This is a genomic window from Actinokineospora terrae (assembly GCF_900111175.1).
Taxonomy (GTDB): Bacteria; Actinomycetota; Actinomycetes; order Mycobacteriales; family Pseudonocardiaceae; genus Actinokineospora; species Actinokineospora terrae.
The window spans coordinates 587,912-613,535 of record NZ_FOGI01000001.1 but is presented as its reverse complement, the minus strand read 5'-3'; the positions used below and the strand labels follow the sequence as shown (position 1 = coordinate 613,535).

Genomic DNA, 25,624 nt, shown 5'->3' with positions numbered 1-25,624 from the left:
CTGCATCGGACTGTCCACAGTCGTCCGAGCCACACGCCCGCTCCGTCACGCTGGGCACACTCGTTCGTGTCACTCCTAAGAATCAGTCCACAGTCCGCGATGGACTGTGTGGTGCACACGAGCAGGAACCGCGTCCCCGCCCTACCGGCACCACCCATGCCGGACCGAGAAGAGGTTGGCCATGACCACGTCCCCGGAGTACGTGCCGTCCCCACGCAAGCGCGGCACCCGTACACGTGACCGCCGGTCTGCCCTCATCGTGATCCTGGGTGGTCTCATCGGCACCGTGCTGTTGGCGCTGTCGCTGACCGGCACGCTGTCCGCCTTCACCGCCGCGATCACCAACACCACCGACACCGTGTCCACCGGCTCGCTGGTCATGCAGGAGACCGACGGCACCAACACCTGCACCAGCAGCAGCTCGTCGACCAACTCGGCGAACTGCGCGACCATCAACAAGTACACCGGCAACACGCTGATGCCCGGCGGTTCGGCGACCAAGACGGTGACCCTGTCCAACCAGGGCAGCATCACCCCCGCGACCTTCACCCTGACCCCGGCCACGTGCAGCCAGTCCGGCTCGGTCAGCGGCATCACCCCGGCGTCGGACTTCTGCGCCCAGGTGACGCTGAAGATCTACGCCGCCGCCACCGCGACCGGCCCGACCTCCTACAACGGCACCCTGGCGGCGTTCACCACGCCGCTGTCGCTGACCGCGCTCGCCCCCGCGGGCTCGCAGGCGTACACCTTCGTCGTCAGCCTGCCCGCGGGCCTGGGCAACAGCTACATGGGCCTCACCGCCTCGCAGCAGCTGACCTGGACGTTCAGCTCCTGATGCAATGACCGACAAGCGGCAGCGACGAGAGCGGCGCGGTGGCAGACACCGCGCCGCTCCGTCGCGTGCCGCGGTCCGGGCGTTGGCGGCGGTGGGCGCGGTGCTGATCGTCGGCCTCGTGCTCGTGCTGGGCTGGCGGGCGACCGGCGGGCGGTGGCTGTCGGTGGACTCGCCGTCGATGGGGCAGGCGGCCCCGGTCGGCACGCTCGTGCTCACCCGTCCGATCGCGCTGGACCAGGTGCGGGTCGGCGACATCATCTCGTTCGACCCGGTCGAGGGCGGGGTCACCCACACCCACCGGGTCGTGCGGATCACCGACGGCGTGGTGTTCACCAAGGGCGACATCAACGGCGCGGAGGACCCGCGGCCGGTGGTGCCCGACCACCTGGTGGGCAAGGTCGTCGCCCGGTTGTGGGGCATGGCGTACGTGATCAAGGCGCTGCCGATCCTGCTGCCCGGCGCCGGGCTGGTGTGGCTGCTGACCCGCTGGTCGACGCCGCGCTGGCGGGTGTCGACCCGGCTGGTCGGCTACTCGCTGGTGGTGTGCGCGGCGATCGTGGCGCTGCGGCCGCTGGTCAACGCCGCGGTGCTGACCACGCTCGGCGAGGCGGGCGTGACCACGGCGACCGTGGTGGCCACCGGGGTGCTGCCGGTGCGCGTGCAGGACCCGGACGGGGTGTTCGCCGACCTGCGGGCCGGTCAGGTCGCCGACCTGGTGAGCAAGGCGGCCAACTCGGACGGGCAGGTGCCGTTCACCGTCGACGCGCACATGTCCGTTCTGTGGTGGACAGTGTGTCTGGCGCTGTGCTGCGTCCCCTTCGCGGTGTCGGTGTTCCTGGGCAGGAGGACGGTGCGATGATCAAGCGCAGGCTGGCGGCACTGGCCGGGGTGCTCGTGCTGATCACCTGGCTCGGCACCAGTTCGACGCTCAGCGCCTTCCTGGCGCGCGTGGTCAACACCACCAACCGGGTCACCTCGGCGGTCCTCGACTGCACGCAGGTCCCGCTCGCCGATGGCGCCACCCGGCACTACCCGCTCAACGAGGGCTCCGGCGGCGTCATCGCCTACGACGCGTCGTCCACCGGCGCGGACGGCACCTACCAGGGCGGCCGCAACTCCAACGCCGCCAACCCGTACCCGTGCGCGCGGCCGGTGGACTGGTACGCCAGGGTCGACCAGACGCACTGGATCTCCACGCCCGGCACCATCGCCATCGCCCCGGGCAGCAGCACCAGCCAGGAGGCCTGGTTCCGCACGGTCAACAGCCAGGGCGTCATCTGCGGTTTCGGCGGCACCCAGACCGGCGCGTCGACGAACAAGACCAACCTGCTCACCATCACCAGCACCGGCCGGGTGGCGTTCCTGGTCAAGGGCTCGTCCAACTACGAACTGACCACCTCGTACGCCCTCAACGACGGCGCCTGGCACCACGTCGTCGGCGTCCACAACGCCTCGACCGGCCTCTTCCTCTACGTCGACGGCGTCCTGCGCGCCTCCAACTCCAGCGGCCACCCCTCCGCCCTCACCGCGTACTTCCGCATCGGCTACGAGAACACCAACGGCTTCACCAACGGCTTCGGCACCGACCAGGACCTCGCCCACTTCTGGGACTACCTGGCGTTCATCTCCTTCTACCCGTACGCCATGACCTCCACCCAGGTGAGCCAGCACTACAGCCTGGCCGCGTAGCGCACTTCCCCTATAAGCCTTGGCCCCACCGCGCCCCCCCCCAGCAACGTTGGCCAACCACCCGGCCCATACAGACGTTGGCCCCAACACGCCCCTCTGAGGCGTTGGCCGACAAGCGCCCCTCTACAACGTTGGCCAACCACCCGGCCCTCACAGACGTTGGCCGACCACGCGCCCCGAACAACGTTGGCCGAACAACGCTCCTCGGAGTCGCTGGTGCCAGGCCGGCTCGATGGGGTGGACTTGTTTTGTGTGGGGGGACGGCACCCGTAGCGTCGCTCACCGTGGCAGGGCCTGCTTGTGGGCCCCTGCTTTGTGGTTCTGCCCGGGTGTCGTAGGGGCCCCGCACAAAACAAGTTCGCCCCATCGAGCTCTTCGCTTTCTCGCGCCCCCGGCCAATGCCGAAGGCGAGGCGTTGATCGTCGACGCCGCAGGCGAGACCGAGAGCCGGACTACCCCAGCCCAAGATCAAACCGCCCGCACCAGCCCTCACCCCACCGGAGCGACCTGCCCCTCCCGCCGCACGCGCTGCTCCACCGGATCCGGCACCGGCACAGCCGCAACCAACCTCCGCGTGTAGTCAGCAGCAGGAGTCCGAAGAACCTCATGATGAGGCCCCTCCTCCACCACCCTCCCCCGATGCAAAACCGACACCCGGTGCGCCAAACTGTCCACCACAGCCAAGTCATGACTGATGAACAGGCAAGCGAACCCCAGTTCCCGCTGAAGGCCCGTAAGCAACTCAAGCACCGTAGCCTGAACAGACACATCCAACGCACTAGTAGGCTCGTCAGCGATCAAGAGCGACGGCCCCAAAGCCAACGCCCGCGCGATGCCGACACGCTGACGTTGCCCTCCAGAAAGCTCACGAGGCCGACGCCCAGCATATGCAGCGGGAAGGCGGACAGACTCCAGCAGCGCAGCCACTCGGGCGCGATAGTCCGCACCGCGAGCAACCTTGTGCACGCGCAGGGGTTCGCCGACGCAGTCCTCAATGGACATTCGGGGATTCAGAGAACCACCGGGGTCTTGAAACACGAAGCCAATGTGACGGCGAGCAGTGGCGGGGTCGCCACCAAGGACCGTGGCTGTGCCAGACGAGGGGCGCAGTAGGCCAGCAGCGACCTTGCCGAGGGTTGATTTGCCTGAGCCCGACTCGCCTACCAGGCCGACGACCTCGCCTTGGCCGACGCGGAGGTCGACGCCGTCGACGGCTACGAAGTCCTTGTACCGCACCACAACCTGGTTCAGTTCAAGTGCCAGCTCGGCCGCCGGAACGGCAGCAGGCGCTCGATGTCCCAGTCGGGGGACCGCGGCCAGGAGTTCGCGGGTGTAGGCGCGTGTGGGGCGGGCGAACAGGTCCTCGACCGGGGCCTGTTCGACGAGGGTGCCCTGGTGCATCACCGCCACCCGGTCCGCGAGGTCGGCGACCACGCCCATGTTGTGCGTGATGAGCAGGATCGCGGTGCCCAGCCGGTCGCGCAGGTCCCGGAGCAGGTCCAGGATCTCCGCCTGGACCGTCACGTCGAGCGCGGTGGTCGGCTCGTCGGCGATGATCAGCCGGGGGCTGTTGGCCAGTGCCAGGGCGATGACGACGCGTTGCTTCTGGCCGCCGGACAGTTGGTGCGGGTAGTACCCGACCCGCGTGCCGGGATCGGGGATGCCGACCAGGTCCAGCAGCCGCACGGCTTCCTTGAGAGCCTGGGCCTTGGACAGCGGCTGGTGCGCGCGCAGGACGGCGGCGATCTGCCACCCCACGGTGTGCACGGGGTTCAACGCCGTCGCGGGCTCCTGGAACACCATCGCGACCTGCCTGCCCCGCACCTGCCGCAGACCTTCCTCGTCCGCGCCGACCAACTCCTGATCCCCGAGCCGCGCGCTTCCGCTGACAGAAGCCTTCCCCGGCAACAAACCCAGCACAGCGCGCGCCGTCACCGACTTGCCCGAACCGGACTCCCCCACCAGCGCCAGGATCTCCCCTTCGCCGACGGTGAAGTCGATGCCGCGCACCGCCTGCACCGCGCCGAAGGAGATCCGGAGACCCTCCACAGTCAACACATCAGTCGTAGACACGTTCGGCCTCCGCCCAGAGACGTGCGATGAGCTTGGGGTCGTAGTCGGCCTGCGGGCCCGGCTCGTACCGGACGTGCCGCAGGGTCCCGCTGTAGGGGAACGTCCCCGCGCGCTCGTGCAGGTCCCAGTCCACCGGACCGCCCCGGTCAGCACCAACGCTGATGCCGGTGAACGGGGCGAGGCCGATCAGCTGGGCGACAGGACCGACCTCGGCCGACCCAGCACCCGTGTCCAGCACGAACGACCACTGGAAGTCCGGCAAGGCCTTGGCTGACAACCGAACCAACCCCTCCCCCAGCGGCACGGCCCCCGACCGGTGCACGACGCCGTAAGCGTTGTAGCTCAGGTGCGCGGCCCCGTCCTCGACGTACACGACATAGCCGCCACCCTGGTCACCGTGCGCGAAGAGCACGCCCCGGCCGTCACCGTCCACAGCGGCCTCGACGACGAAGTCCCTGAACTGCACCAACTGCGCCGACCGGTACCGCTCCAGCAACGGCGTCCCCGGGTACAGCGTGACCGGCTGCTCCAGGCGGTCGTCGGCGGGACGGCGGAGGTTGTTGGCCGGGCCGTAGTCGTTGAGCGGGAAGACGGTGTTGTTCCAGGCCGCGCTCTCCCACGCCGCCGCCAGTTCGGCCAGCTTCTCCGGGTGCTCGGCGGCCACGTTCGTCGTCTCCGTGGGGTCCGTGGCGACGTGGTACAGCTCCCACTCGCTGTCGTCGTACGGCTTCCCCGGGACGTGCCGGGTGACGATCTTCCACCCGTCGGCGTAGTACCCGCGGTTGCCGCCGGTCTCCGTGTACTGAGTCGTGTGTGGACTCTCAGCAGCCGAGTCACGCAACACCGGAACCGCGCTGACCCCGTCTTCCTCGGCCGACGCCACCCCGTGCCGAGCGTCCAACCGAGACACCCCGGCCAGCTCCAGCAGGGTCGGCGTCACGTCCGTCACGTACACGTACTGGTGCCGCAGGCCAGCGTCCAGGCCGGCGGGCCAGTGCACGATGAACGGCGTGCGAACCCCACCGGCGTACGTGTCGAACTTGTAGAGCCGGAACGGCGTGTTCGACGCCTGCGCCCACCCGCGCGGGTAGTGGATGGTCGTCTGCGGGCCGCCCAGCAGGTCGAGCTCGCGGGCGACGTCGCGCTCCCAGGTGGACGGCACACCGGGCACGTGCACGAACTGGCTGAAGTAGCTGCGCGTCCCCTCCGGCCCGCCCTCGGCCGTGGCGCCGTTGTCGGAGGTGAAGACGATGATCGTGTTGTCCAGTTCCCCGTGCTTGCGCAGGGTCTCCACGATCCGGCCGACGCTCTGGTCCACATTGTCCAGTGACGCGGCGTAGACCTCCATGTACCGGGCGAACAGCTCCTGCTGCTCCACCGACAGCTCGTCCCACGGCGGCACGTCCTTGCCGGGCTCGCTGTTGCGCGGCGGCAGCACGGTGCCCGCGGGGAACAGGCCCTCGGCGAGCTGCTTGGCGAAGCGCTTCTCGCGGATCGCGTCCCAGCCCTCGGCGTAGCGGCCGCGGTAGCGCTGGAGGTCGGAGTCCTTGGCGCCCAACGGTCCGTGCATGGCGTGGTGGGCGAAGTAGAGGAAGAACGGCTTGTCCGGGTCGTTCGCGCGCAGGGTGTCGATCATCCTGGTGGCGCGGTCGGTGAGGTCGTCGGTGAGGTAGTAGCCCTCGGGGAAGTCGCCGTCGTACGGGCTGTTGTCCCAGACCAGCCGGTGCGGGTGGTGCAGGTTGGTCAGGCCCTCCAGGCTGCCGAAGTACCGGTCGAACCCGCGCTGCAGCGGCCACGACGACCGGTCGGCGGCGTCGTGGCTGGCCGCGTCCCTGCTCAGGTGCCACTTGCCGATGGCGAAGGTGGCGTACCCGGCGGCGCGCAGCGACTCGGCCAGCGACGGCGCGTTGTCGGGCAGCTGGAACGAGTACGCCGGGTAGCCGGGGTCGGAGTTGGCCGGGAACGCGAATCCGGCGCGGTGCGGGTTGAGCCCGGTGAGCAGCGCCGCGCGCGAGGGCGAGCACAGCGGTGTCGTGTGGTAGTTGGTCAGCCGCAGGCCACCGGCGGCGAGCGCGTCCAGCGCGGGGGTGGCGATCTCGCCGCCGAACGGGCCGATGTCGGCGTACCCGAGGTCGTCGACGAGGACGACGACGATGTTGGGCCCCTTGGCGCGCCGCTCGACGGGCCACCCCGGGCGCGACTCGGCGAAGACCCGGCCGACGCGGCCGGTGAAGCCCTCGTACCCGCGCGCGTTGGGCGGGAGGGCGGGTTCGTTCGGGTCAGCTGGCAGGGATGGGGTCATGGTCTGGTCCTTCGGGTCAGGCGCCGCGTGCGGCGTTCGCGGCCTGGGCGATCAGCTGGAAGCCCAGCACGAGCACGGCTGTCACCGCTAGGGGTCCGATGGCGAAGAGCGGGTTGAGATCGAGGTAGCGCAACGAGGTCGTCAGCACCGAGCCGATGGACGGGTGCGGTGGGCTCACGCCGATGCCGAGCACGCTCATGGCGCCCTCGATGAACACCGCGACCGACAGCGACAGTGCCAACTGGACCAGGATCGGTTCCAGCGAGTTCGGCAACACGTGGTGACGCAACACGTGGGCTTTGCCCGCGCCGATCACCTCGGACGCGGTGACGAACTGCGCCTCCCGCACCCGCAGCACCGCCGCGCGCAGCAGCCGCCCGAACACCGGGATCTCGACGCAGACGATCACGATGACCACCGAGGTGGTGCCCGGCCCGATCACCGCGGCCAGCCCGATGGCCAGGATCAGCTGCGGGAAGGCCAGCAGCACGTCGAAGAGCCGCTGCACCGCGACGTCGAGCACGTTGTTGACCGTGGCCAGCGCCCCGACCGCGCAGCCGACCAGCGCACCGATCGGCACCGCGGTGAACGCGATCAGCACGTCCACCCGGATGCCGGTGAGCAGGCGGGCGAGGATGTCGCGGTTGAGGTCGTCGGTGCCCAGCGGGTGCCCGGCGGTGGGGCCGAGCAGGTTGGCGCCGGGGATCTGCTCGTACGGGTCCCACGAGACCAGCAGCGGCCCGAGCAGCCCGGCGAAGATCACCAGGCCGACCAGCACCAGCCCGACCAGGCCCTTGCCGCGCAGGAAGGTCCTCGGCCGGTCCGGGACGGCGACCTCGACCGGCTCCGGGGTCTCCAGGGTGGCGGTCATGCCTGCGCTCCCAGCCGGACCCGCGGGTCCAGGTAGGCGTGTACGACGTCGGTGAGCAGCTGGACCAGCACGAACACCGTGACCGACAGCATCAGCAGCACCTGCACGACCGGGTAGTCGCGGCGGGTGATGCCCTGCTCGATCAGCAGGCCGAGCCCGGGCCAGGAGAAGATCGACTCGACCAGGACGGCGCCGCCGAGCAGGGCGCCGGTCTGCAGGCCGAGGGTGGTGATGGCCACCGGCAGCGCGCCGCGCATGGCGTGCCGCACGACGACCTCGCGCCGCTTGACCCCGGCCGCGCGGACCGTGGTCACGTAGTCCTGCCGCAGTTCGGAGCGCAGCGTCTCGGCGAGGAACCCGGTGAGCACCCCGGCCACCGGCAGCGCCAGGCACACCGCGGGCAGCACCAGGTACTGGGCGGTGATGTCGAGCCGGTCGAACATGCCCTTGGGCGGGACGCCGCCGGTGGGCAGCAGCCGGAAGAACACCCCGAACACGATGATCAGCACCACGCCGGTGACGAACGGGGGCAGCGCCACCGCGGCGGTGTGGAACCCGGTGAGCGCCCGGTCGACCCAGCGGTTGGTGGTCGCCGCCCAGATCGGGCCGAGCAGCAGGGCCACCAGCACCGCGACCACCAGCGCGGCCAGGGTGAGGGTCAGCGTGTTCGAGAAGCCCTCGGCCACCAGGTCGGCGATGTCGCCACCGACCAGGTACGAGCGGCCGAGGTCCCCGCTGAAGAGCCCGCCGAGCCAGCGCAGGTACTGGGTGAGCACCGGCAGGTCGAGCCCGAGGTCGTGCCGGATGGCGGCGATGGCCTCCGGGGAGGCGTCCGGACCTGCCAGCGCCGCGGCCGCGTCACCCGGGATCGCCCGGATGACCAGGAAGATCAGCACCGAGGCGAGCCAGAGCACGACCAGCGCCGACGGCGCGCGGCGCAGCAGGTACCGGGTCATGCCAGGAACGCCTTGGACAGGTCCAGCTCCCGCCTGCGCGACCAGTCGAGCCCGTGCAGGGTGTCGCGGGTGGCCGCCAGCTCGAACACCACGCCGATCTCGGCGAGGAACGCGCCGTCGAGCAGCTGGGTGGACAGCTCCTTGTAGGCGGCGGTGGCCTCGGGGCCGGTCGCCGACGCCAGCGTCCACGCCTTCTCCGCGGCGGCGGTGTAGGCGGGCGAGCTGTACTTGGAGGCGTTGCGGCGGGCGTTGAACGGGTAGGCGCTGACGGTCAGCGTCGAGGGCGAGAACTGCGCCCACGAGTGGTTGGTCGTCCACAGGCCGGGGAACTGGGCGCCGATGAGCTGCTTGACGAACTGGGTGGAGTCGACCGGGGTGAGGGCGACCTTGATGCCCACCTCGGCGAGGTTGTTCTGGATGATCTGGGCGATCGCGGTGTAGACGCCGTCGTTGCCGACGTAGGACAGCGGGATCTCCGGCAGCTGCTTGCCGGACTCGGCGATCAGCGCCTTGGCCTTGGTGACGTCGCGCTTGTAGCGGCCGTCGAGCTCTTGGTCGTAGGCCGGGCTGGTGCGCGGCCACGGCAGCGACGTCGGGTAGCCCTTGTCCCGGAAGACCTCCTTGATGATCCGCTCCTTGTCCAGCGCGTAGGCGATGGCCTGGCGGACCTTCGGGTCCTCGAGCCCCGGCGCGGTGACGTTGAGGCCGACGTAGGCCTGCAGCTCGGCGCCCTCCAGCGAGGTGACCTTGATGCCGGGGGTGGCGGCGAGGGACTCGGCGTCGCGGTAGCCGACCGCGCGGGCGAGCTGCACCTGGCCGGACTTCGCGGCGGCGGCCAGCGACTGGGCGTCGGGGATGACCCGCACGTGCACGCCGTCGAGGTAGGGCGCGCCGCCCCAGTAGTCGGGGTTCTTGCTGAAGGTGAGGTCGGTGTTGGGCCGCCACGAGTCGAACTTGAAGGCGCCGGTGCCGACGAACTTCTTGCCGGTGGCGATGTCGGCGGCGGTCTCGGAGTCGACCAGCGGGACGGTGTCGAGCAGGTCGAACAGGTTGCTGACCGGGTGCTCCAGGCGCAGCACGACCTCGTCGGCGGCCGGGGTCTCCACGGCGGTGATGGTCTTGGCGGTGGAGAGGAGTTGGCCGTTCCACTTGGCGTCGGCGTAGTTGGCCAGCGCGAACTTCACGTCGGCGGAGGTGAGCGTGCGGCCGGTGTGGTACTTGACGTCCTTGCGCAGCTTGAGGGTGACCGTCTTGCCGCCGTCGGTCTGCTTCCACTCGGTGGCGACCCGCGGCTTGGGCTCCAGGGTCTTGTTGTCGTAGCGGACGAGGGTGTCGTAGACCAGCCCGACGACGGTGGTGATGGAGACGTTGCTGTTGGTGAACAGGTTGGCGGGCACCAGGTCGAGTGCGACGCCGATCTCGGCCACCCCGCCCGGCTTCGGGGCGGCGGAGGTGCCCGCGGAGCTGGTCTGCGCGTCCACGGCCGACTGGCAGGCGGTCGCGGCGAGCAGCAGCGCGGCGGCCGCGATGGCCTTGAGCGTCTGGCGTCTGGACGGAGCGTTCATCGGGGTGGGGCCTCTCTTGCGGTCCGGGGTCGGGGTCAGGGGGCGCCGACCGGGGACCGGTCGGCGGTGGGGGCCTGGTCGAGCAGGTCGAGCGGGTGGTCGAACAGGCGGTTGAGCAGGCCGGTGCACGCGGCGGTGGCCTGGAGCGTGGGGCCGAACCTGGTGACGGACACGATGTCGGTGCCGGGCAGGGTCGTGGTGGTGGCGAAGGCGCGCAGCAGGTCGGGCAGCCGCTCGGCGGGGTCGGTGATGGCCTGGCCGCCGAGGACGACGCGGTCGGGGTTGAGGGCGTCGCGCAGCAGGCCGACGGCCCGGCCGAGTGCGGCGGCGCGGTCGGCGAGCAGGGCGTTGGCGGTGGGGTCGCCCGCGGTGGCGGCGGCGCGCACGAGGCGGATGTCGGGTTCGGGGACGATGCCCGCGGCCACCGCCCGGTCGGCGACGGTGCGGTCGGCGACGGTGGCCTCCAGGCAGCCGGTGGACCCGCACGGGCAGCGGGTGTCGCCGCCGATGGGCAGGTGGGCGATGCTGCCGCCCCCGCCGGGGCCGCGGTGCAGCACGCCGTCGACCGACAGCGCGATGCCGACGACCTCGCGGGCGTAGAAGTACAGCAGGCTCGACACCCGCGGCCCCCAGCCGAAGAGCAGTTCGGCGTTGGCCATGGCGGTGACGTGGCCGTCCAGGTGCACGGGGTAACCGGTGGCGCGGCGCAGCAGGTCGGCGGCGGGCACCCGGTGCCAGCCGAGGCGGTCGTGGTCGAGCACCCCGCGCTCGGTGTCGACCAGGCCACCGCTGGCCAGGCCGATGCCGACCACCCGGCGGCGCGGCCAGCGGCGCAGGAACGCGCGGACCTTGCCCGCGATGTGCGCGAGGGCGTCCTCGGCGCTGCCCTGCGGGGTGGGGATCTCCTCGGAGTCGAGCAGGGTGCCGCGCAGGTCGGCCAGGCCGTAGGTGGTGGTGCTCACGCCGATGTGCACCCCGCAGGCGGCGAAGGTGGTGTCGTCGAGGTGGATGGGCACCCTGGGGCGGCCGATCGCGCCGACCGGCACCAGCTCGGGGAACTCGCGCAGCAGGCCCAGCTCGATGAGCACCCCGACCTGCCTGCTGACCGTGGGCATGCTCAACCCGGTGTGCTCGCCGATGGCGGCGCGGGAGAGCGGGCCCTCGCGGCGGATCACGGCCAACACCGCGGCGGCGTTGGCCGCGCGCACGCTGGGTCGGCGCGGGGACTCGGGCACGGGTGGGTTCCCTCTCAGGCAGGTGGGGTCGACCCGCTTTTGTTCGCGCGGGTAAAGAACTCAGGTGGAGACGAACCGGCCCGGCAGGCGGTGGCGGGCAGGCGCAAGTGGTCAACGGCAGCGGCGCACCAGGGAAGAATCCGTTTGTCCACAGGGGATGTCAACGGCGTCCGGGATATGGAACCGGTGGTGCCCACTTAATTTCAGTGCTTTCCGGAAACTTGTTGGCGCGCCGGTGGCGTTCGTAGGTTCGGCGTGCGGGGCAGCCCGCCTCTCGCCGCGGTCGCGGCATCCGCAGCAGAAAGGAACCCCTACCGTGAGCCAGTCCGTGCAGACCGGGGTGTCGGTCGTCAAGCTCGGTTCGAACATCGGCGCGCGCATCGACGGCGTGCGGCTCGGCGGTGACCTGTCCGAGGCCGCGGTCGCCGCGGTCCGCGCCGCGCTGCTGGCCAACAAGGTCATCTTCTTCCGCGGCCAGGACCACCTCGACGACGAGGGTCAGCTGGCGTTCGGCTCGCTGCTGGGCGAGGTGACCCTGGCGCACCCGACGGTGCGCGCGGTGAAGAACCCGAACGTGCTGCCGATCGACTCGGAGTACGGCAAGGCCAACAGCTGGCACACCGACGTGACGTTCGTCGACCGGATCCCGTCGGTGAGCATCCTGCGCGCGGTGCACCTGCCGCCGTACGGCGGGAACACGGTGTGGGCCAACACCGTCGCCGCGTACGAGGCGCTGCCGCTGTCGCTCAAGGCGCTTGTGGACGGTCTGTGGGCGGTGCACACCAACGCTTACGACTACGCGGCCAACATCGACGAGCTGCGCATCGGCGGCGTGGACGTCAAGACCGAGCAGTACCGCTCGGAGTTCCAGTCAGACCTGTACGAGACCGAGCACCCGGTGGTCCGCGTGCACCCGGAGACCGGCGAGCGCTCGCTGCTGCTCGGCCACTTCGTCAAGCGGCTCATCGGCGTGACCTCGGTCGAGTCGCAGGCGCTGTTCCAGCTCCTGCAGGCCAGGGTCACCCGGCTGGAGAACACCGTCCGCTGGCACTGGCAGGACGGCGACGTCGCCATCTGGGACAACCGCGCCACCCAGCACTACGCCATCGCCGACTACGACGACCAGGCCCGCCGCCTGCACCGCATCACCCTTGCCGGGGACGTCCCGGTCAGCATCGACGGGACGCCGAGCGCGGTGCGCACGGGGGACGCGTCGCACTTCTCCGCTGTGTGAGCTGCCGCCGGCCCTGGGTCTATTGTGGACCTGGGGCCAGCAGGCGTTCGCGGTCCAGGTGGGCTCGCCGGAGCAGGTGCAGGGTTCCCAGGGAAAGTCTGGGTTCCAGCTCGGCAATAGCTTGTTCGGTGAAGGGGATTCCTTTGAGGACTCTGCCTTCGTCGTTGGTGGTCGCGATGTCCTGGGGTAGCTCGTCCAGTACGGCTACGGTGAGGTGGCTGACGCCCAGGGTCAGTGGGTCCATTGTGGTGCCGTAGTAGTAGAGCTGGATCCTGTTGTCTTGCCTGGCTTTGTCGAGGGTGGCGAAGGGCTCGTCGTTGTCGTAGTCGATGGTGCCGCGGCGTTCGGGGTAGCCGAGGAGTTCTTCGGCGTACTCGCGCATGATGGTGCGCCAGAGGTCGAAGTCGTGCGCCGCGGTGTGGTCGCTCGTGGGCTGGAAGGTGCCCGCTGGTACGGCGGTGATGTTGCCACCCGCGTCGGCCACGGCTCTGCCATCTCTTTGGTGGGCAAGGAAATGGCCGTCTCTGGAGAGCGTGAGGGTCAGCACCCCCGCCGCCATGGGCAGATCGGTTGTGGACCGCCTGAGCGGCAGATCATCCCAGGTCGGCTCCCCCTTGAGCGCCGCCGCCGCGAACTCATGCGCCAACGCCTCCCGAACGTCAAGCGCCTGGAAGTACGTGGTCATGCCGTAGGTCAGGACGCCATTGGCATCCACAAGCCGATAACACGGCCGATCCTCGAATAGCCGAGGCCGCGCCAGGTCACCAATGGCTTGCGTGTAGGTGTCGTACCCCGGCGGCAAAACATGCTCCACTACTTCAGGCGGCCCCGGGGCAGGCACATCCGTGAGCACAGTCCTCACCCGGTCCAACCCAACCGGCTCCTCAAGCAACCACCCCTCCCGCGCCAACACCACCCCCACCCGCTCCGCCCCATACAACCCAAGAGCCACCCGCGCCAACCCCCGCGACTCCGCCCCCCGAAACCGCCGAACAGCCAACCACTCCCCCACCCCAGGCCTCATCCCCCCAGCCTCCCAGCCCGGTCAACAGCCCCCCAACCTGACGAGCCCTATTAGGTCGCCACCCCCGAAACTCTTACCGCCCCGTATTCCCACCCACCCCAAAGACTTGAGCCCCACGTCAGGATTCTTGCTCGACACCGAGACTCTCACCTCACACCGAGCCCCTCGCCAGCACCAGGACTCTGACTTATAACGAGGCTCTCACCCACGCCAACCCTCTGACCTCACCACGAAGCTCTCACCTGCAACGAGACTCCGAGCCCACGACGAGGCCCTCGTCCGCACCGAGACTGAGACCTCACCCGCACGGAGACTCTCACCCCACACCGAGCCCCTCGTCCACACCGGGACTCCGACCTGCACCGAGGCACTGACCCCACGCTAGGGCCCTAACCCCACACCAGGAGCCTTAATCCACACCAGGGCTCCTACGCCGAACCACCGGCTTCGCGCGCACACGCCAGTCCTGCCCCAGCCCCCACCCTCTCCGGGGGGCGTCCCAGTGCCAGTCTATCGGCACCCCCCGACAGGCGATCTTGAAACCAGCCCCGACAAGATCCAGATGTGGATAACTTCTGTCGCTGAACCGGGTGAAGAATCCGGGCCTCGTCAATGAGGATTCGCAGGCCCAGCCACCCTCGACCCCTTGGAACCTGCCGAGCGGAGCAGCAACGCGGCGAACCTTCCCGGCACCGCAAGCCCCTGCCCACCAAAGCCACGAGCACACGCAACCTCACAAGCCGGGACGCCGAGAGTGTCGACGCCCCGGTCCAAGTGGGGTCAGCCGCCGAAGACGGGGAGTTGCCAGCGTTCTCCCGCGACCGACCCGTCGCACGGTTGGAGTCCTACGTACGGGCCCTCGTCCGCGTGCCACAGGCACCACCGCACGCCCGCGTCGTCCTTGGTGGCCTGGATCCAGAAGCCGCCGTCCTGTTCCTCCAGGGTCCAGGCCTGCGGCTCGTCCAGTTCGTCGCAGGCCTTGGTGATGACGTCCAGGTCGGTGTGCGCCAGGCACAGGTCCGTCCCGGCGGCCGTGATCGCCACGCTCCGGTCCTCGTGCTCCGTCAACTGCCACCCCTGCCGGTCCAGCGGCGCGCACGCGTCGCCGAACACCACCCCCGGCACCTCCGGCCGGGTCAGGCACTGGTCGGTCGCCACCGACCGCACCCACACCTCCCCCTCCGCCGCCTCGGCCGCCGCCACCGCAGGGCTCAACACCAGCATCCCGACCGCCAGCACCACCGCACGCATCTGAGCCTCCTGAGCCACACCACTGGTCCACTCAGGACACTGCCGCCCCTGGCCCGCCAGCACCGGACAGGCCACCCGATCGAGTGGTGGTCAGCGGTGCGCGGCCCAGTGGGCCCTGACCCAGTCCTGCTGCTGGGCGGTCAGCTCGACCTGCAGCACAGCGCCGTGGAGGGCCTGGTACGCCTCGTAGCCGTGCAGCGCGTCGACCACGTCGATGGTCAGTCCGCCGGGTTCGACCGCCAGGTACCCGCGGTCGAACAGGCCGTGCACGTCGCGGCGCAGGAGCAGGCCGCCCTCGTCGCGGTGCTCGCCGTCCTCGGCGAAGCTGTAGAGGTGGGCCGCCTCCAGCGCCTCCCGCGGCGTGGGGCCGGTGAACGCGCAGACATCGCCGTACTCCTTGAGCAGTCGGGCCCGGAAGGCGCCCTGCCCGTTGCGCACCCGCACGAAGGCCCGCCGGTGCCCACCGGCGATCGCCCGGACCCTCGCCTCGACCAAGCCGAGCTGCGGCAGGTCGGACCGCTCGCCGAGCAGCGCCCGGAACGCGTCGTAGCGGAAGGGGCGGATGCTCAGCTGCGAGCCGGTGCTGAAGCACAGGTCGCGGAGCTGCTGCTTGGTCAACACACCGTGCAGGTCGGTCCACGACGCGGCGTGGTCCGTGCGATAGGTGGTCACCTGCTCCAACCGCGACTCCGGCTCGTCGAACTCGTGCTTGCAGCTCGAGCAGACGTACCGGGGCAGCAGCTCCTTGCGTTGCTTGAAGTTCGCCCGCGAGCACGCGGGGCACCGGTGGCGCAGCTTGTCCGCGGTGTCCTTGTCGACCCGGTCGATCACCGAGACGCCCAGCAGGACCTTGGTGTTGCGCAGCACGATGACGTGGCCCTGCTGCGGACCTTCCCGGTTGGCGACCGTGCTGTCCCAGCTGTAGTGCTGCGACGGTGCGTCGTCGTAGCCGTCGTTGCCCGCGTGCTCGCGGTCGTCACCCGCGGCGATGACCAGCCACGCGGTCGGGTTCTCCCCAGCGATCTCCACGACCGTGTCATCGTCGATGATCTCGTTCGTGTGACGTGATCACCCGGAGCTATCGGACCAGGGTGGACCAGGCGGCGATGGTGGGGGTTTCGGCGAGGTCGGCGAAGGCCAGGTCGGTGCCGGTGGTGCGCCAGGACTCGAGGAGGGTCATGACGCGGATGGAGTCGAGGCCGTGGTCGAGGAGGTTGTCGTCGTCGGCGATGGTGGTGGGGGGGACTTCGAGGAGGGCGGCTACCTGGGTGCGGATGTCGTCGGGGGTCATGGCCTGCCCTGGGTGAGGTGGGTGATGAGTCGGGACGTCGTCAGGGTGGTGGCGCAGCGGGTGGCGGCGTAGCGCAGGGCCATGGCGTGGTCCTCGGCGGAGAAGTCGGCGACCGCGTCGGCGACCAGGAAGGACTGGATGTCGCGCATGAAGGCGTCGGTGGCGGTCATCAGGCAGCCGATGTGGGCGTAGACGCCGGTGACGATGAGCTGGTCGCGGTCGCCCATGAGCGCGGTCAGCTCGGTGCGGTGGAAGGCGTTGTAGCGCCACTTGGTCATCAGCTGGTCGCTGCCGCCCGGGCGCAGGTCGGCGATGATCTGCTCGTCGACCGGGTCGGTGCCGATGCCGCGGCCCCACATGTCCAGCTGCAGGCCGCGCTGCTGGGCGGTCTGGCCGCCGGGCTGCGCCGAGAACACGACCGGCACCCCCAGCCGCCTGCACACCTCGCGCAGCTCGCGCAGGTTCGCGACCAGGTCGAGCACCGGCTGCGCGCCGGATGGGAACGCGCGCAGGAAGTGGTTCTGCATGTCGTGCACCAGCAGCACGGCGCGGTCCGGGTCCGGCGTCCACTCGACCCGGTTCTTGGGCAGTTCCGGCTCGGTCGGCATCGGGTACGGCGCGATGGCGGGCAGTCCCACGGTCAGGCCTCCCTGGCGGCGAGCAGGGCCCGCAGGTCGCGGCGGCTGGTCTTGCCGACGCCGGTGTGCGGGAACTCGTCGACGAACTCGACGCGGTCGGGGATCTTGTACGCGGCCAGGCCGCGCTCGCGCAGGAACGCGCGCAGCTGGGGACCGGTGACCTCGGCGGTGGCGACGACGAACGCGCAGGTCCGCTCGCCGAGGAACGAGTCGGGCACCGCGACGAGGGCCGCGTCGTGCACCGCGGGGTGCGCGATCAAGTGGTTCTCCACCTCTTCTGCGGCGACCTTCTCGCCACCGCGGTTGATCTGGTCCTTGGCGCGGCCCTCGACGACCAGGTGGCCCGAGGGCAGCAGCCGCACCAGGTCGCCGGTGCGGTAGTAGCCGTCGGTGAACGCGACCCGGTTGTGCTCCTCGGCCCGGTAGTAGCCGCGGATCGTGTACGGCCCGCGGGTCAGCAGGTGCCCCACCTCGCCCGGCTCGACCGGCCGGTCGTCCTCGTCGACCACCAGCAGTTCGTCGTCCGGGGAGATCGGGCGCCCCTGGGAGATGGCCACCAGGTCGTCCGGGTCGTCGAAGCGGGTGTAGTTGACCAGGCCCTCGGCCATGCCGAACACCTGCTGCAGCGCGCACCCCAGCTCCGGCCCGACCCGCCGCGCGGCCTCCTCGGCGAACTTGGCCCCGCCCACCTGCAGCACCTCCAGGCTGGACAGGTCCTCGGGCCGGGTGGCCGCGGCGGTCAGCCACAGCAGGGCGACCGGCGGCACGACCCCGGTGATCGTCACCCGTTCCCGCTGGATCAGTCCGAACGCGACGTCCGGGCTCGGCGCCGACGCCAGCACGATCCGCGACCCGGCGTGCAGGGCCCCGAGCACCCCCGGCGAGCTCATCGGGAAGTTGTGCGCGACCGGCAGTGCGACCAGGTACACCGACGACGGCCCAAGTCCGCAGATCTCGGCGCTTTCCCTGACGCTGTAGAGGTAATCGTCGTGGATGCGCGGGATCAACTTCGGCACACCCGTGCTTCCACCGGACAGCTGGAGGAAAGCCAGGTCCCCAGAGTCCACAGTGGGCAGTTCACCGGTCGGATCGACCGGCACGTCAGCGAGTGCGGTGTGCTGACCCGGGTCGCCGAGCACGAACACCTGCCGCACACCGACCTGCTCGGCCAGCGTCCGGTAGTCGAACCCGCCGAACCGGTCCGCGATGACGTACGCCACGGCCTCGGTGTGCGAGCAGAAGTAGGAGATCTCGCTGAACCGGTGCGGCGGCAACGCGAACACCGGAACGGCGCCTGCGCGGAACAGTCCGAAGACGACGGAGAAGAACTCGGCGACGTTGGGCAGCTGCACCACGACCCGGTCGCCACGCGCGATCCCCCGCGCCACGAACCCGTGCGCCATCCGGGTAGCCCGCTCGTCGAGCTCCCGATAGGTCCACCGCTGCCGGTCGTCGACAACCGCGACCTGGTCGGCGAACTCGGCGGCCCGATCGGCCAGGAAGGCGCCGAAGGTCTCCCCCGTCCAGTAACCGCGTTCGCGGTACCGGGCGGCGAGGTCCTCCGGGTAGGGCACCCAGTCGCTCACGCCGACTCCTCCACGCCGAGCGCGCCGAGCAGGGTCCGCAGCTTCGCGCCGGTCTCGGCCAGCTCGGCCTCCGGGTCGGACCCGAGCACCAGGCCCGCGCCCGCGAACAGCCGCAGGGTCGCGCCGCGCACCTCGCCGCAGCGAATGGTGACGACCCACTCGCCGTCGCCGCGCGCGTCCGACCAGCCCACCACGCCGGTGTAGAAGCCGCGGTCGAACGGTTCGAGCTCGCCGATCACCCGGCGCGCGGCCACCGTGGGCGCGCCGCAGACCGCAGGCGTCGGGTGCAGCGCGGTCGCCAGCTCCAGCACCGTCGTGTCCGGATCGGCCAGCACGCCGGTGACCTGCGTCGACAGGTGCCACATGGACCGGGTCGGCAGCAGCTCCGGCTCGCTGGGCACGGTCAGCTGCTTGCAGTGCGGGGCGAGCGCGTCGGCCACGGCGGTGACCACGACGGCGTGCTCGCGGCGGTCCTTGGCCGAGGACAGCAGCGCGGTGGCGTTGCGGCCGTCGAGCACCGGGTCCTCCGCGCGCGGGCGGGACCCGGCCAGCGGGTTGGACGAGACGACGCTGCCGGTGCGGCGGATCAGCAGCTCCGGGCTGGTGCCCAGCAGGGTGCGGTCGCCGAGGTCGGCGGCGAAGGTGTGCCCGCGCGGGTCGCGGGCGGCCAGCGCGCGGACCAGGTCGAGCACGTCGACCGGCTCGGCGGCCACCAGGTCGAGCCTGCGGGCGAGCACGACCTTGCTCAGCGCGCCGGACTCCATCAGCTCCAGCGCGCGCCGCACCCCGGTGCGGTAGGCGTCGGCGTCGGTGTGCTGGGCCAGCCAGCGCGCGGACACCCTGGGCGCCTGCCGGGCGGCGGCGGGCAGCGGCCCGGAGCGGCGCACCACCTCGGGGACCACCAGGCGGCTGGGCGCGGCCGGGTCGAACGGGATCGCGCCGACGACGATCTCGTCGTCACCGAGCGCGCCTGCCGCCTCGACCGGGGAGGTGAGCACGGCGCGCTCCCCCTCGGCCAGCAGCACGCCCGCCGGTGAGGTGAACAGGAACGCGCCCGGCCGGTAGGCGGCGGGCAGGTCCTCGGGTCGGGCCTCGACGGGGAGGGTTCCCAGGGCAGGCACAGACTGCTCCGTTCTGATCGGTGTCCACTCGTTCATCGCCAACTCCGCTGGTGTCCGGAGTGGACACCTCAGCCGACCAGGGTCGCGCCGCCGTCGACGTAGAGGTTCTGCATGGTGATGTGCCGCGCCTGGTCCGAGGCCAGGAACAGCACGGCGTCGGCGATGTCGGCGGCGTCGGCGATGCGGCCGAGCGGGATGCCGACCCGGAAGGACTCCGGGGTGCCCTCGATCACCCGGCGGGCGCCGTCGCCGGTCCACAGCGCGCGCTGCATGGCGGTGTCGGTCGAGCCGGGCGAGACCACGTTGCAGCGGATGCCGTGCTGGGCCAGTTCCAGGCCGAGGCAGCGGGTGAACATGGTGGCGGCGGCCTTGGACGCGGCGTAGGCGGCCATCTGCATCCTGGGCACGCCCGCGGCGTTGGAGCCGACGGTGATGATCACGCCGGACGAGCGGGGGACCATCCGGCGGGCGACCGCGCGGGAGGCGAAGAAGACGCCGTCGGAGTTGACCGCGAAGGTGCTCAGCCAGTCCTCGTCGGTCGACTTGACCACCGTGCCCGCGCGCAGGACACCCGCGACGTTGACCAGGACGTCGATCGGGCCCAGGTCGCCCTCGACCTGCTCGACGGCCCGCTCGACGGCGTCGCTGTGCGAGACGTCCACGGGGTAGGCGCGGACGTGGGCGCCCGCCGCGCGGTGCTCGGTGGCGGTGGCGTCGACCCGGACCCGGTCGAGGTCGACGGCGGCGACGGCGGCGCCCTCGGCGGCCAGCGCGGCGACCACGGCGGCGCCGATGCCCTGACCCGCCCCGGTGACCAGGGCGGTCTTGCCGGTGAACCGACCCGGGCCGGGGTCAGCGGTCGTGGTGTTGCTGGGCATCAGGAGGCCCCCCGGGGTAACGGTGCCGGGACGGCTGAGGCGCGGTGTGCCATGGCGGACCCCTTGCGGCGGCGATGACGCGGACCACGCGGACGATCATCAGGTGATGTGATCACCCGCGTCATTTAGGTTAGCCTAACTTACCTTTTTCCGGCAGAGGCCGGTCAAGCCGGTGTGGCCATCGTCGCGCGCCGAACAACCCGCCTGCGGGTCCTAGGTGGACACCGGCTGGCGGACCCTGGCCAGCGGCACGACCATCGGGGTGCCGGTCTCCGGGTCGTCGACCACCCGGCAGCGCAGGCCGAACACGTCGCCGACCAGCTCGGCGGTGATGATCTCGGCCGGGTGTCCCTGCGCGGCGACGACGCCGCCGGGGCTCAGCGCGATCATGTGGGTGGCGTAGCGGCAGGCCTGGTTGAGGTCGTGCAGCACCGCGACCAGCGTGTACCCGTCGCGCTCGTGCAGCTCCGCGCACAGGTCGAGCACCTCGACCTGGTGGGCGATGTCGAGGAACGTGGTGGGCTCGTCGAGCAGCAGCAGCGAGGTGCGCTGGGCGAGGACCATAGCGAGCCAGACCCGCTGCCGCTGTCCACCGGAGAGCTCGTCGACCATGCGGCCGGAGAGATCCGCGACGCCCGTGCGCTCCATCACCTCCGTGACCACTGCCTCGTCGTCGGCGGACCACTGGCGCAAGAGGCCTTGATGGGGATAACGGCCGCGTGCGACCAAATCGCCGACTGTGATTCCACTGGGTGCGATCGAGGTTTGCGGCAAAAGGCCTAGCCTGCGCGCGACTTCCTTGGAGCGGTAGGAAGCGATGACCTCTCCGTCCAAGTAGACCGCGCCCTTGCTCGGCTTCAGTACCCGCGCGAACGCCTTGAGGAGGGTGGACTTACCGCAGGCGTTAGGGCCGACGATGACCGTGAAGGAATCGTCCGGGATGGCGACTCCCAGATCGCTTGCTACTACACGGTTCTCGTAGGCGAGGGTCAGTTCCTCGGCGTGCAAGCGGTTCACAGTCCGACCTCCGCGTAGATGTCGTCCACAGCGTCGAAGTACTGCTCGTCGTCGGCGATCGCGTCGGCCGCGGCCAGCTTGGGGTCGATGACCGCGCAAACCTGCTGGTAGCGCTGTTCCCACCGCTCGGCGTCGAAGCGCCAGTAGCCGATGGTGTCGTAGCGGTCGGCGGGCAGCCCGAGGGTGTGGCGCAGGTGGCGGCGGACGTCACGGGTCGCCGCGGCCTCGCCCGCGACCCAGATGTACCCGGGCCCCTCTGGCAGTTCGCGGTCGCAGACCGCGCGGCGCAAGGCCTCGCCTGCATCGCTCGAACGGGCGTACACCCATTCGATGGTCACGTCACCGCTGGTGTCGAAGGTCTGCCGCTCGTCCTGGTTGTCCACGATCGCCACGACGTGCGCCACCGCGCCCGTCGGGAGTTCTTCCACCGCACGGCCGATCGCGGGCAGCGCGGTCGCGTCGCCGACGAGCAGTCGCCACGGGACGTCCGGCGCCGGGTGGTACTTGCCCGCCGGGGCACCGCTGATCGTGATCTCCGCGCCCGGTTCGACAGTGGCGGCCCAGTCGGACGCGATCCCGCCGTCGTGCAGGACGAAGTCGATGTCGATCTCGGCGGTGGTCGGTTTCCTGCGCCGGATCGTGTAATTTCGGGTGAGGTCACCGGGGAAGGCGATCCGGCACGACTCATCCGGCAGCCCACTGCCCTCGTAGTCGCGCAACGCGTCCCCGCCCAGGGTCACCCGCCGCATGAGCGGGGTGATCGCGACGGTGCTGCGGACCGTCGCGCGGTATGCGGTCATGTGGCCGAACTCCCTCTTGTGACGGCAGACGCGTTGTCAACATAGGATAGCCTCACCTAATCTCCGCGTCATGGTCGCCCGTTCGGGCGAGGCAAGAGTTCACCTGGAGTAGTCACATGAGAGCGAAAGCCCACTCGCGCCTGATCGCCCTGGGTTCGGCGGTCCTGCTGGCACTGGCCGCGTGCGGATCAGCCGAGCAGTCACCCGGCGCGGGCGGGCAGTCCGGCACCGCCGCCGCGGCCCCGGCCAAGCGCACGGTGCAGACCCCCAAGGGCCCGGTCGAGGTGCCCGGCGACCCGAAGAAGATCGTCGCCATCGACTTCCAGATCCCGTACATCCTGCTCGACCTCAAGGCGAACCTGGCTGGCGCGATCGACCTGACCGCGGCCAAGGACGGCGAGCCGTTCAAGCAGCTGACGATCATCGGCACCGACACCGGCGAGCTGAACTTCGACAAGATCGCCGAGCTCGACCCGGACCTGATCCTGGCCGCGGACTACCAGGAGCCGGAGTACGAGAAGCTCAAGGACCGCTACCCGACCGTGCTGATCCCGGCCGCAGGTGACCAGCCGGGCTGGAAGCCGCAGGTCAAGGCGGTCGCCGAGGCGATCGGCAAGGCGGGCGCGGTCGACGAGCTGGAGAAGAAGTACCAGGCCCGGGTGACCGAGATCAAGGACAAGCACAAGGACAAGATCGCGGCGGGCAAGTGGGCCACGCTCGGCACCTACGACGGGTCCGGCTGGTACCTCTACGACAAGGTCGGCGGCCCGTCCACCGCGCTGGCCGACCTGGGCATCGCCTTCGACGAGGCCACCACCAAGGTCGCCGACGGCAACGTCGCGCAGTACTCGATCGAGCAGCTCAACCAGCTCAACGGCGCCACCGTGCTGCTGTTCGACGACCTCGGCCCGCCGGTCACCGCGCCGGGCGCGGGCGACAAGCTCAAGGCCGACCCGCTGTTCACCTCGATCACCGCGGTCAAGGCGGGCAAGGTGTACGACGGCGAGTACAACATCCTCGACTACGGCGACGCGCTGCGCGTGCTCGACCAGGTCGAGTCGGTGCTGGGCAAGATCTGACCTTCCGCGGGTCGGAGCGGGGCGGTCCACTGTGGACCGCCCCGCTCTTCGCTGTGCGCGGGCTCTCAGTACCGTCGCGGGCCCGGGTCGGTTAACATGGTGCCCTAATGATTAGCGCACAAAGCAACCACGAGGACGACCCGCTGGCCCTGGAGCGGCAGGTCTGCTTCGCGCTGGCCATCGCCTCCCGCAGCGTCATCGGCCTGTACCGGCCGCTGCTCGAGCCGATGGGGCTGACGCACCCGCAGTACCTGGTGATGCTGGCGCTGTGGGGCCGCACCCCGCTGTCGGTCAAGGAGCTCAGCGGCATGCTCGCGCTCGACCCCGGCACGCTGTCGCCGCTGCTCAAGCGCCTGGAGGCGATCGGCTACCTGCGCCGCGACCGCGCGGTCACCGACGAGCGCCAACTCGCCGTCCGGCTCACCCCGACCGGCCAGGCGCTGCGCGAGCAGGCACTGGCCATCCCGGCCGCGGTCGTCGAGCGGCTCGGCATGCGCATCGACGACCTCCGGCAGCTGCACGAGTCCCTCACCCGCGTGATCGAGGCGGCAGGAGAAGCCCCATGACCAAGCCCGGTCTCGTCCACCGCTGCTGGTACCTCCTCGGCGGCCGCCTGCCGTCCCACTACCGCGACTGGGTGCTGGCCGACGCCGCGCGCCCGTCCTGGCTCGCGTGGTTCGCCCTCCGCACCCTCCTGCGGATGGTGCCCCTGACCACGGTGATCACCCTGGGCCTGCTGCTCGGCCTGGACGCACCACTCGGCCTGGCCTTGGCCTGCGGCGGATTGGGTCTCGTGGTGGGCGTGTACTTCATGCTCTCTTACGCCATCGAGAGCACCGAGTACCGCATGACCAGGTACGGCTACCCGCACGGTGCGGCCGAACAGGCACGGCGCGCGCGTACGGCGGATCGGGACCGGGCACGAGAAGAGCGCTACACGGCCGCTTGGCGACAATAAGCGGGTTGCCGGGTGCCCGGCATGGGCGCAGCATGCGGGGATGCGCTTCTCGGTGAACATTCCGAACTTCGGTGACTTCGCGGATGCCCGGAAGGTCGCCCGGCTGGCCGTCGCCGCCGAGGAAGCGGGGTGGGACGGGCTGTTCGTGTGGGACCACGTCGTGCACGACAAGACCGCACGGCAGGGCGTGCCGTTCGGGGACCCGTGGATGCTCCTGACGGCGGCCGCGCTGGCGACCTCGCGGATCCGGATCGGCACACTGGTCACCCCGGTAGCCAGGCGGCGCCCGGAACAACTGGCCCGTCAGGTCGCGACGCTGGACGCGCTGAGCGGCGGCCGGGTGGTCTTCGGGACCGGCCTCGGCGGGCCAGTGGCCGACGAGTACGGCAGCTTCGGCGGGCCGACTGACCCGCGGGTGCTGGCGGAGCGGCTGGACGAGGGGCTGGAGCTGGTGAGCCGGTACTGGTCGGGGGAACCGGTCGACCACGACGGTGCGCATTACCAGGTGCGAGATGTCACGCTGCTGCCCGCGACGGTGCAGCAGCCACGTCCGCCGGTGTGGGTTGGTGGATTCTGGCCGCATCGTCGTCCATTCCAGCGGGCGGCGCGGTGGGATGGAGCGGTGCCGCTGTTCGCTGAGGCTGGACATGGGGTGGTGCCGCCGTTGGCGTTGGCGCGTGGGGTGATTGCTTATCTTCGGTCGCTGCGCGATGCGCCGTTTGAGGTCGTTCTTGGTGGTGCCACTGATCCGGGTACTGCTGCGGATGTTGTGGGGCCGTTGGCTGAGGTGGGGACTACTTGGTGGGATGAGCGACAGTTGCAGGGTGGGCCGGATCTGGATCGGGTGGATGCGGTGTTGCGGCGGGTGGAGGCGGGGCCGCCTGGGCTTTGATTGGGGGGTGGTCGGTGGGGGGCGGCGGGGGTCGGCGGGGTGGTGGGGGTGCTTGGGCGGATTGATCTTGAGCTGGGATAGTCCGGCTCTCGTGCTCGGCTTCGCCGTCGACGGACAGACCTCGCCTTCGGCATTGGCCTGGGCGCGAGTTTCGAGCTTTGCTCGATGGGGCGAACTCGTTTTGCGCGGGGCCCCTGAATAACCCGTGGCAGGACCGCAAAGCAGGGGCCGAAAAGCGTGGCCCTGTCCGCGAACGACGCTACGGGTCATTCTCCCCCGCGCAAAACAAGTCCGCCCCATCGAGCTGGGTTGGCACCAGCGACTCCGAG

24 protein-coding genes are annotated in these 25,624 nt (G+C 70.4%); 8 read left to right on the top strand and 16 right to left on the bottom strand.

Features of this window, described 5'->3' with window-relative positions; all coding sequences use genetic code 11:
* Positions 1-181 precede the first annotated feature (181 nt).
* The 3 genes from BMY07_RS02430 to BMY07_RS02420 are packed head-to-tail and all read left to right on the top strand — an operon-like array spanning position 182 to position 2,524.
* Complete coding sequence (locus tag BMY07_RS02430) at positions 182-835, top strand: hypothetical protein (protein ID WP_092774717.1); 654 nt, start codon at positions 182-184, stop codon at positions 833-835.
* Positions 836-839: 4 nt separating this feature from the next.
* Positions 840-1,694, top strand: a complete 855-nt coding sequence (locus tag BMY07_RS02425) for a S24/S26 family peptidase (RefSeq protein ID WP_143073310.1) — start codon at positions 840-842, stop codon at positions 1,692-1,694.
* On the top strand, positions 1,691-2,524 hold the full coding sequence (locus BMY07_RS02420; protein ID WP_092774715.1) for a LamG-like jellyroll fold domain-containing protein: 834 nt from the start codon (positions 1,691-1,693) through the stop codon (positions 2,522-2,524). The genes BMY07_RS02425 and BMY07_RS02420 overlap by 4 nt, the downstream gene beginning before the upstream one ends.
* Before the next feature lie 489 nt (positions 2,525-3,013).
* On the opposite strand, the gene BMY07_RS02415 is transcribed toward BMY07_RS02420, so the two are convergent.
* Genes BMY07_RS02415 through BMY07_RS02390 form a run of 6 tightly spaced genes read right to left on the bottom strand, consistent with a single transcriptional unit; the run spans position 3,014 to position 11,526 of the window.
* The gene (locus BMY07_RS02415; RefSeq protein WP_092774714.1) at positions 3,014-4,597 is read right to left on the bottom strand and encodes a dipeptide ABC transporter ATP-binding protein; all 1,584 of its coding nucleotides are present in this window, start codon (positions 4,595-4,597) and stop codon (positions 3,014-3,016) included.
* On the bottom strand, positions 4,584-6,899 hold the full coding sequence (locus tag BMY07_RS02410; RefSeq protein ID WP_092774713.1) for an arylsulfatase: 2,316 nt from the start codon (positions 6,897-6,899) through the stop codon (positions 4,584-4,586). The genes BMY07_RS02415 and BMY07_RS02410 overlap by 14 nt, the downstream gene beginning before the upstream one ends.
* A 16-nt stretch (positions 6,900-6,915) precedes the next feature.
* Positions 6,916-7,770, bottom strand: coding sequence for an ABC transporter permease (locus BMY07_RS02405; RefSeq protein ID WP_092774712.1), 855 nt, complete (start codon positions 7,768-7,770; stop codon positions 6,916-6,918).
* Entirely contained in the window at positions 7,767-8,726 is a 960-nt protein-coding gene (locus tag BMY07_RS02400) for an ABC transporter permease (protein ID WP_092774711.1), read from the bottom strand. Before BMY07_RS02400 ends, BMY07_RS02405 begins: the two co-directional genes overlap by 4 nt.
* Positions 8,723-10,291 (bottom strand): ABC transporter substrate-binding protein, encoded by a 1,569-nt coding sequence (locus tag BMY07_RS02395; protein ID WP_092774710.1) that lies wholly within the window; start codon positions 10,289-10,291, stop codon positions 8,723-8,725. Before BMY07_RS02395 ends, BMY07_RS02400 begins: the two co-directional genes overlap by 4 nt.
* A 35-nt stretch (positions 10,292-10,326) precedes the next feature.
* Entirely contained in the window at positions 10,327-11,526 is a 1,200-nt protein-coding gene (locus tag BMY07_RS02390) for an ROK family transcriptional regulator (protein WP_092774709.1), read from the bottom strand.
* Between the two features lie 316 nt (positions 11,527-11,842).
* Here BMY07_RS02390 and BMY07_RS02385 point away from each other — a divergent pair, with 316 nt between their 5' ends.
* Positions 11,843-12,760, top strand: coding sequence for a TauD/TfdA dioxygenase family protein (locus BMY07_RS02385; RefSeq protein WP_281245021.1), 918 nt, complete (start codon positions 11,843-11,845; stop codon positions 12,758-12,760).
* Positions 12,761-12,779: 19 nt separating this feature from the next.
* Here BMY07_RS02385 and BMY07_RS02380 read toward each other — a convergent pair whose 3' ends face one another.
* The 10 genes from BMY07_RS02380 to BMY07_RS02335 form a co-directional block, all read right to left on the bottom strand.
* The gene (locus BMY07_RS02380; RefSeq protein WP_143073309.1) at positions 12,780-13,475 is read right to left on the bottom strand and encodes a hypothetical protein; all 696 of its coding nucleotides are present in this window, start codon (positions 13,473-13,475) and stop codon (positions 12,780-12,782) included.
* A 1,089-nt stretch (positions 13,476-14,564) separates the two neighbouring features.
* Positions 14,565-15,035, bottom strand: coding sequence for an RICIN domain-containing protein (locus BMY07_RS02375; protein ID WP_092774706.1), 471 nt, complete (start codon positions 15,033-15,035; stop codon positions 14,565-14,567).
* Between the two features lie 90 nt (positions 15,036-15,125).
* On the bottom strand, positions 15,126-16,064 hold the full coding sequence (locus BMY07_RS02370; RefSeq protein ID WP_177215390.1) for an HNH endonuclease signature motif containing protein: 939 nt from the start codon (positions 16,062-16,064) through the stop codon (positions 15,126-15,128).
* Between the two features lie 49 nt (positions 16,065-16,113).
* The gene (locus BMY07_RS02365) at positions 16,114-16,326 is read right to left on the bottom strand and encodes a phosphopantetheine-binding protein (RefSeq protein WP_092774704.1); all 213 of its coding nucleotides are present in this window, start codon (positions 16,324-16,326) and stop codon (positions 16,114-16,116) included.
* The gene (locus BMY07_RS02360; RefSeq protein WP_177215389.1) at positions 16,323-16,964 is read right to left on the bottom strand and encodes an isochorismatase family protein; all 642 of its coding nucleotides are present in this window, start codon (positions 16,962-16,964) and stop codon (positions 16,323-16,325) included. The genes BMY07_RS02365 and BMY07_RS02360 overlap by 4 nt, the downstream gene beginning before the upstream one ends.
* A 2-nt stretch (positions 16,965-16,966) precedes the next feature.
* Positions 16,967-18,550, bottom strand: coding sequence for a (2,3-dihydroxybenzoyl)adenylate synthase (locus tag BMY07_RS02355; protein WP_092774703.1), 1,584 nt, complete (start codon positions 18,548-18,550; stop codon positions 16,967-16,969).
* Positions 18,547-19,671 carry an isochorismate synthase gene (locus BMY07_RS02350; RefSeq protein ID WP_245782145.1) on the bottom strand — a complete coding sequence of 375 codons (1,125 nt, stop codon included), beginning with the start codon at positions 19,669-19,671 and terminating at the stop codon, positions 18,547-18,549. The genes BMY07_RS02355 and BMY07_RS02350 overlap by 4 nt, the downstream gene beginning before the upstream one ends.
* Before the next feature lie 68 nt (positions 19,672-19,739).
* On the bottom strand, positions 19,740-20,549 hold the full coding sequence (locus BMY07_RS02345; protein WP_092774701.1) for a 2,3-dihydro-2,3-dihydroxybenzoate dehydrogenase: 810 nt from the start codon (positions 20,547-20,549) through the stop codon (positions 19,740-19,742).
* Between the two features lie 213 nt (positions 20,550-20,762).
* Positions 20,763-21,566: an ABC transporter ATP-binding protein gene (locus tag BMY07_RS02340; RefSeq protein WP_092774700.1), complete on the bottom strand. Its 804-nt coding sequence runs from the start codon at positions 21,564-21,566 to the stop codon at positions 20,763-20,765.
* A complete protein-coding gene (locus tag BMY07_RS02335; RefSeq protein ID WP_092774699.1) occupies positions 21,563-22,366 on the bottom strand; it encodes a siderophore-interacting protein in 804 nt (267 codons plus the stop codon). The genes BMY07_RS02340 and BMY07_RS02335 overlap by 4 nt, the downstream gene beginning before the upstream one ends.
* Before the next feature lie 116 nt (positions 22,367-22,482).
* Between BMY07_RS02335 and BMY07_RS02330 the strand changes: the two genes are divergently transcribed.
* The 4 genes from BMY07_RS02330 to BMY07_RS02315 all read left to right on the top strand — a co-directional run bounded on the left by BMY07_RS02330 (position 22,483) and on the right by BMY07_RS02315 (position 25,295).
* The gene (locus BMY07_RS02330; RefSeq protein WP_092774698.1) at positions 22,483-23,445 is read left to right on the top strand and encodes an ABC transporter substrate-binding protein; all 963 of its coding nucleotides are present in this window, start codon (positions 22,483-22,485) and stop codon (positions 23,443-23,445) included.
* Positions 23,446-23,552: 107 nt separating this feature from the next.
* Positions 23,553-24,011: a MarR family winged helix-turn-helix transcriptional regulator gene (locus BMY07_RS02325; RefSeq protein ID WP_092774697.1), complete on the top strand. Its 459-nt coding sequence runs from the start codon at positions 23,553-23,555 to the stop codon at positions 24,009-24,011.
* On the top strand, positions 24,008-24,403 hold the full coding sequence (locus BMY07_RS02320; protein WP_092774696.1) for a DUF5313 family protein: 396 nt from the start codon (positions 24,008-24,010) through the stop codon (positions 24,401-24,403). The genes BMY07_RS02325 and BMY07_RS02320 overlap by 4 nt, the downstream gene beginning before the upstream one ends.
* A 40-nt stretch (positions 24,404-24,443) precedes the next feature.
* Positions 24,444-25,295, top strand: a complete 852-nt coding sequence (locus BMY07_RS02315) for an LLM class flavin-dependent oxidoreductase (protein WP_092774695.1) — start codon at positions 24,444-24,446, stop codon at positions 25,293-25,295.
* Positions 25,296-25,624 lie beyond the last annotated feature (329 nt).

Bases quoted from the DNA above. Each gene is read 5' to 3' on its own strand.
- BMY07_RS02430 (WP_092774717.1), top strand. From the start codon at position 182: ATGACCACGTCCCCGGAGTACGTGCCGTCCCCACGCAAGCGCGGCACC.
- BMY07_RS02425 (WP_143073310.1), top strand. From the start codon at position 840: ATGACCGACAAGCGGCAGCGACGAGAGCGGCGCGGTGGCAGACACCGC.
- BMY07_RS02420 (WP_092774715.1), top strand. From the start codon at position 1,691: ATGATCAAGCGCAGGCTGGCGGCACTGGCCGGGGTGCTCGTGCTGATC.
- BMY07_RS02410 (WP_092774713.1), bottom strand. From the start codon at position 6,899: ATGACCCCATCCCTGCCAGCTGACCCGAACGAACCCGCCCTCCCGCCC.
- BMY07_RS02405 (WP_092774712.1), bottom strand. From the start codon at position 7,770: ATGACCGCCACCCTGGAGACCCCGGAGCCGGTCGAGGTCGCCGTCCCG.
- BMY07_RS02400 (WP_092774711.1), bottom strand. From the start codon at position 8,726: ATGACCCGGTACCTGCTGCGCCGCGCGCCGTCGGCGCTGGTCGTGCTC.
- BMY07_RS02395 (WP_092774710.1), bottom strand. From the start codon at position 10,291: ATGAACGCTCCGTCCAGACGCCAGACGCTCAAGGCCATCGCGGCCGCC.
- BMY07_RS02375 (WP_092774706.1), bottom strand. From the start codon at position 15,035: ATGCGTGCGGTGGTGCTGGCGGTCGGGATGCTGGTGTTGAGCCCTGCG.
- BMY07_RS02365 (WP_092774704.1), bottom strand. From the start codon at position 16,326: ATGACCCCCGACGACATCCGCACCCAGGTAGCCGCCCTCCTCGAAGTC.
- BMY07_RS02345 (WP_092774701.1), bottom strand. From the start codon at position 20,549: ATGCCCAGCAACACCACGACCGCTGACCCCGGCCCGGGTCGGTTCACC.
- BMY07_RS02335 (WP_092774699.1), bottom strand. From the start codon at position 22,366: ATGACCGCATACCGCGCGACGGTCCGCAGCACCGTCGCGATCACCCCG.
- BMY07_RS02330 (WP_092774698.1), top strand. From the start codon at position 22,483: ATGAGAGCGAAAGCCCACTCGCGCCTGATCGCCCTGGGTTCGGCGGTC.
- BMY07_RS02325 (WP_092774697.1), top strand. From the start codon at position 23,553: ATGATTAGCGCACAAAGCAACCACGAGGACGACCCGCTGGCCCTGGAG.
- BMY07_RS02320 (WP_092774696.1), top strand. From the start codon at position 24,008: ATGACCAAGCCCGGTCTCGTCCACCGCTGCTGGTACCTCCTCGGCGGC.
- BMY07_RS02315 (WP_092774695.1), top strand. From the start codon at position 24,444: ATGCGCTTCTCGGTGAACATTCCGAACTTCGGTGACTTCGCGGATGCC.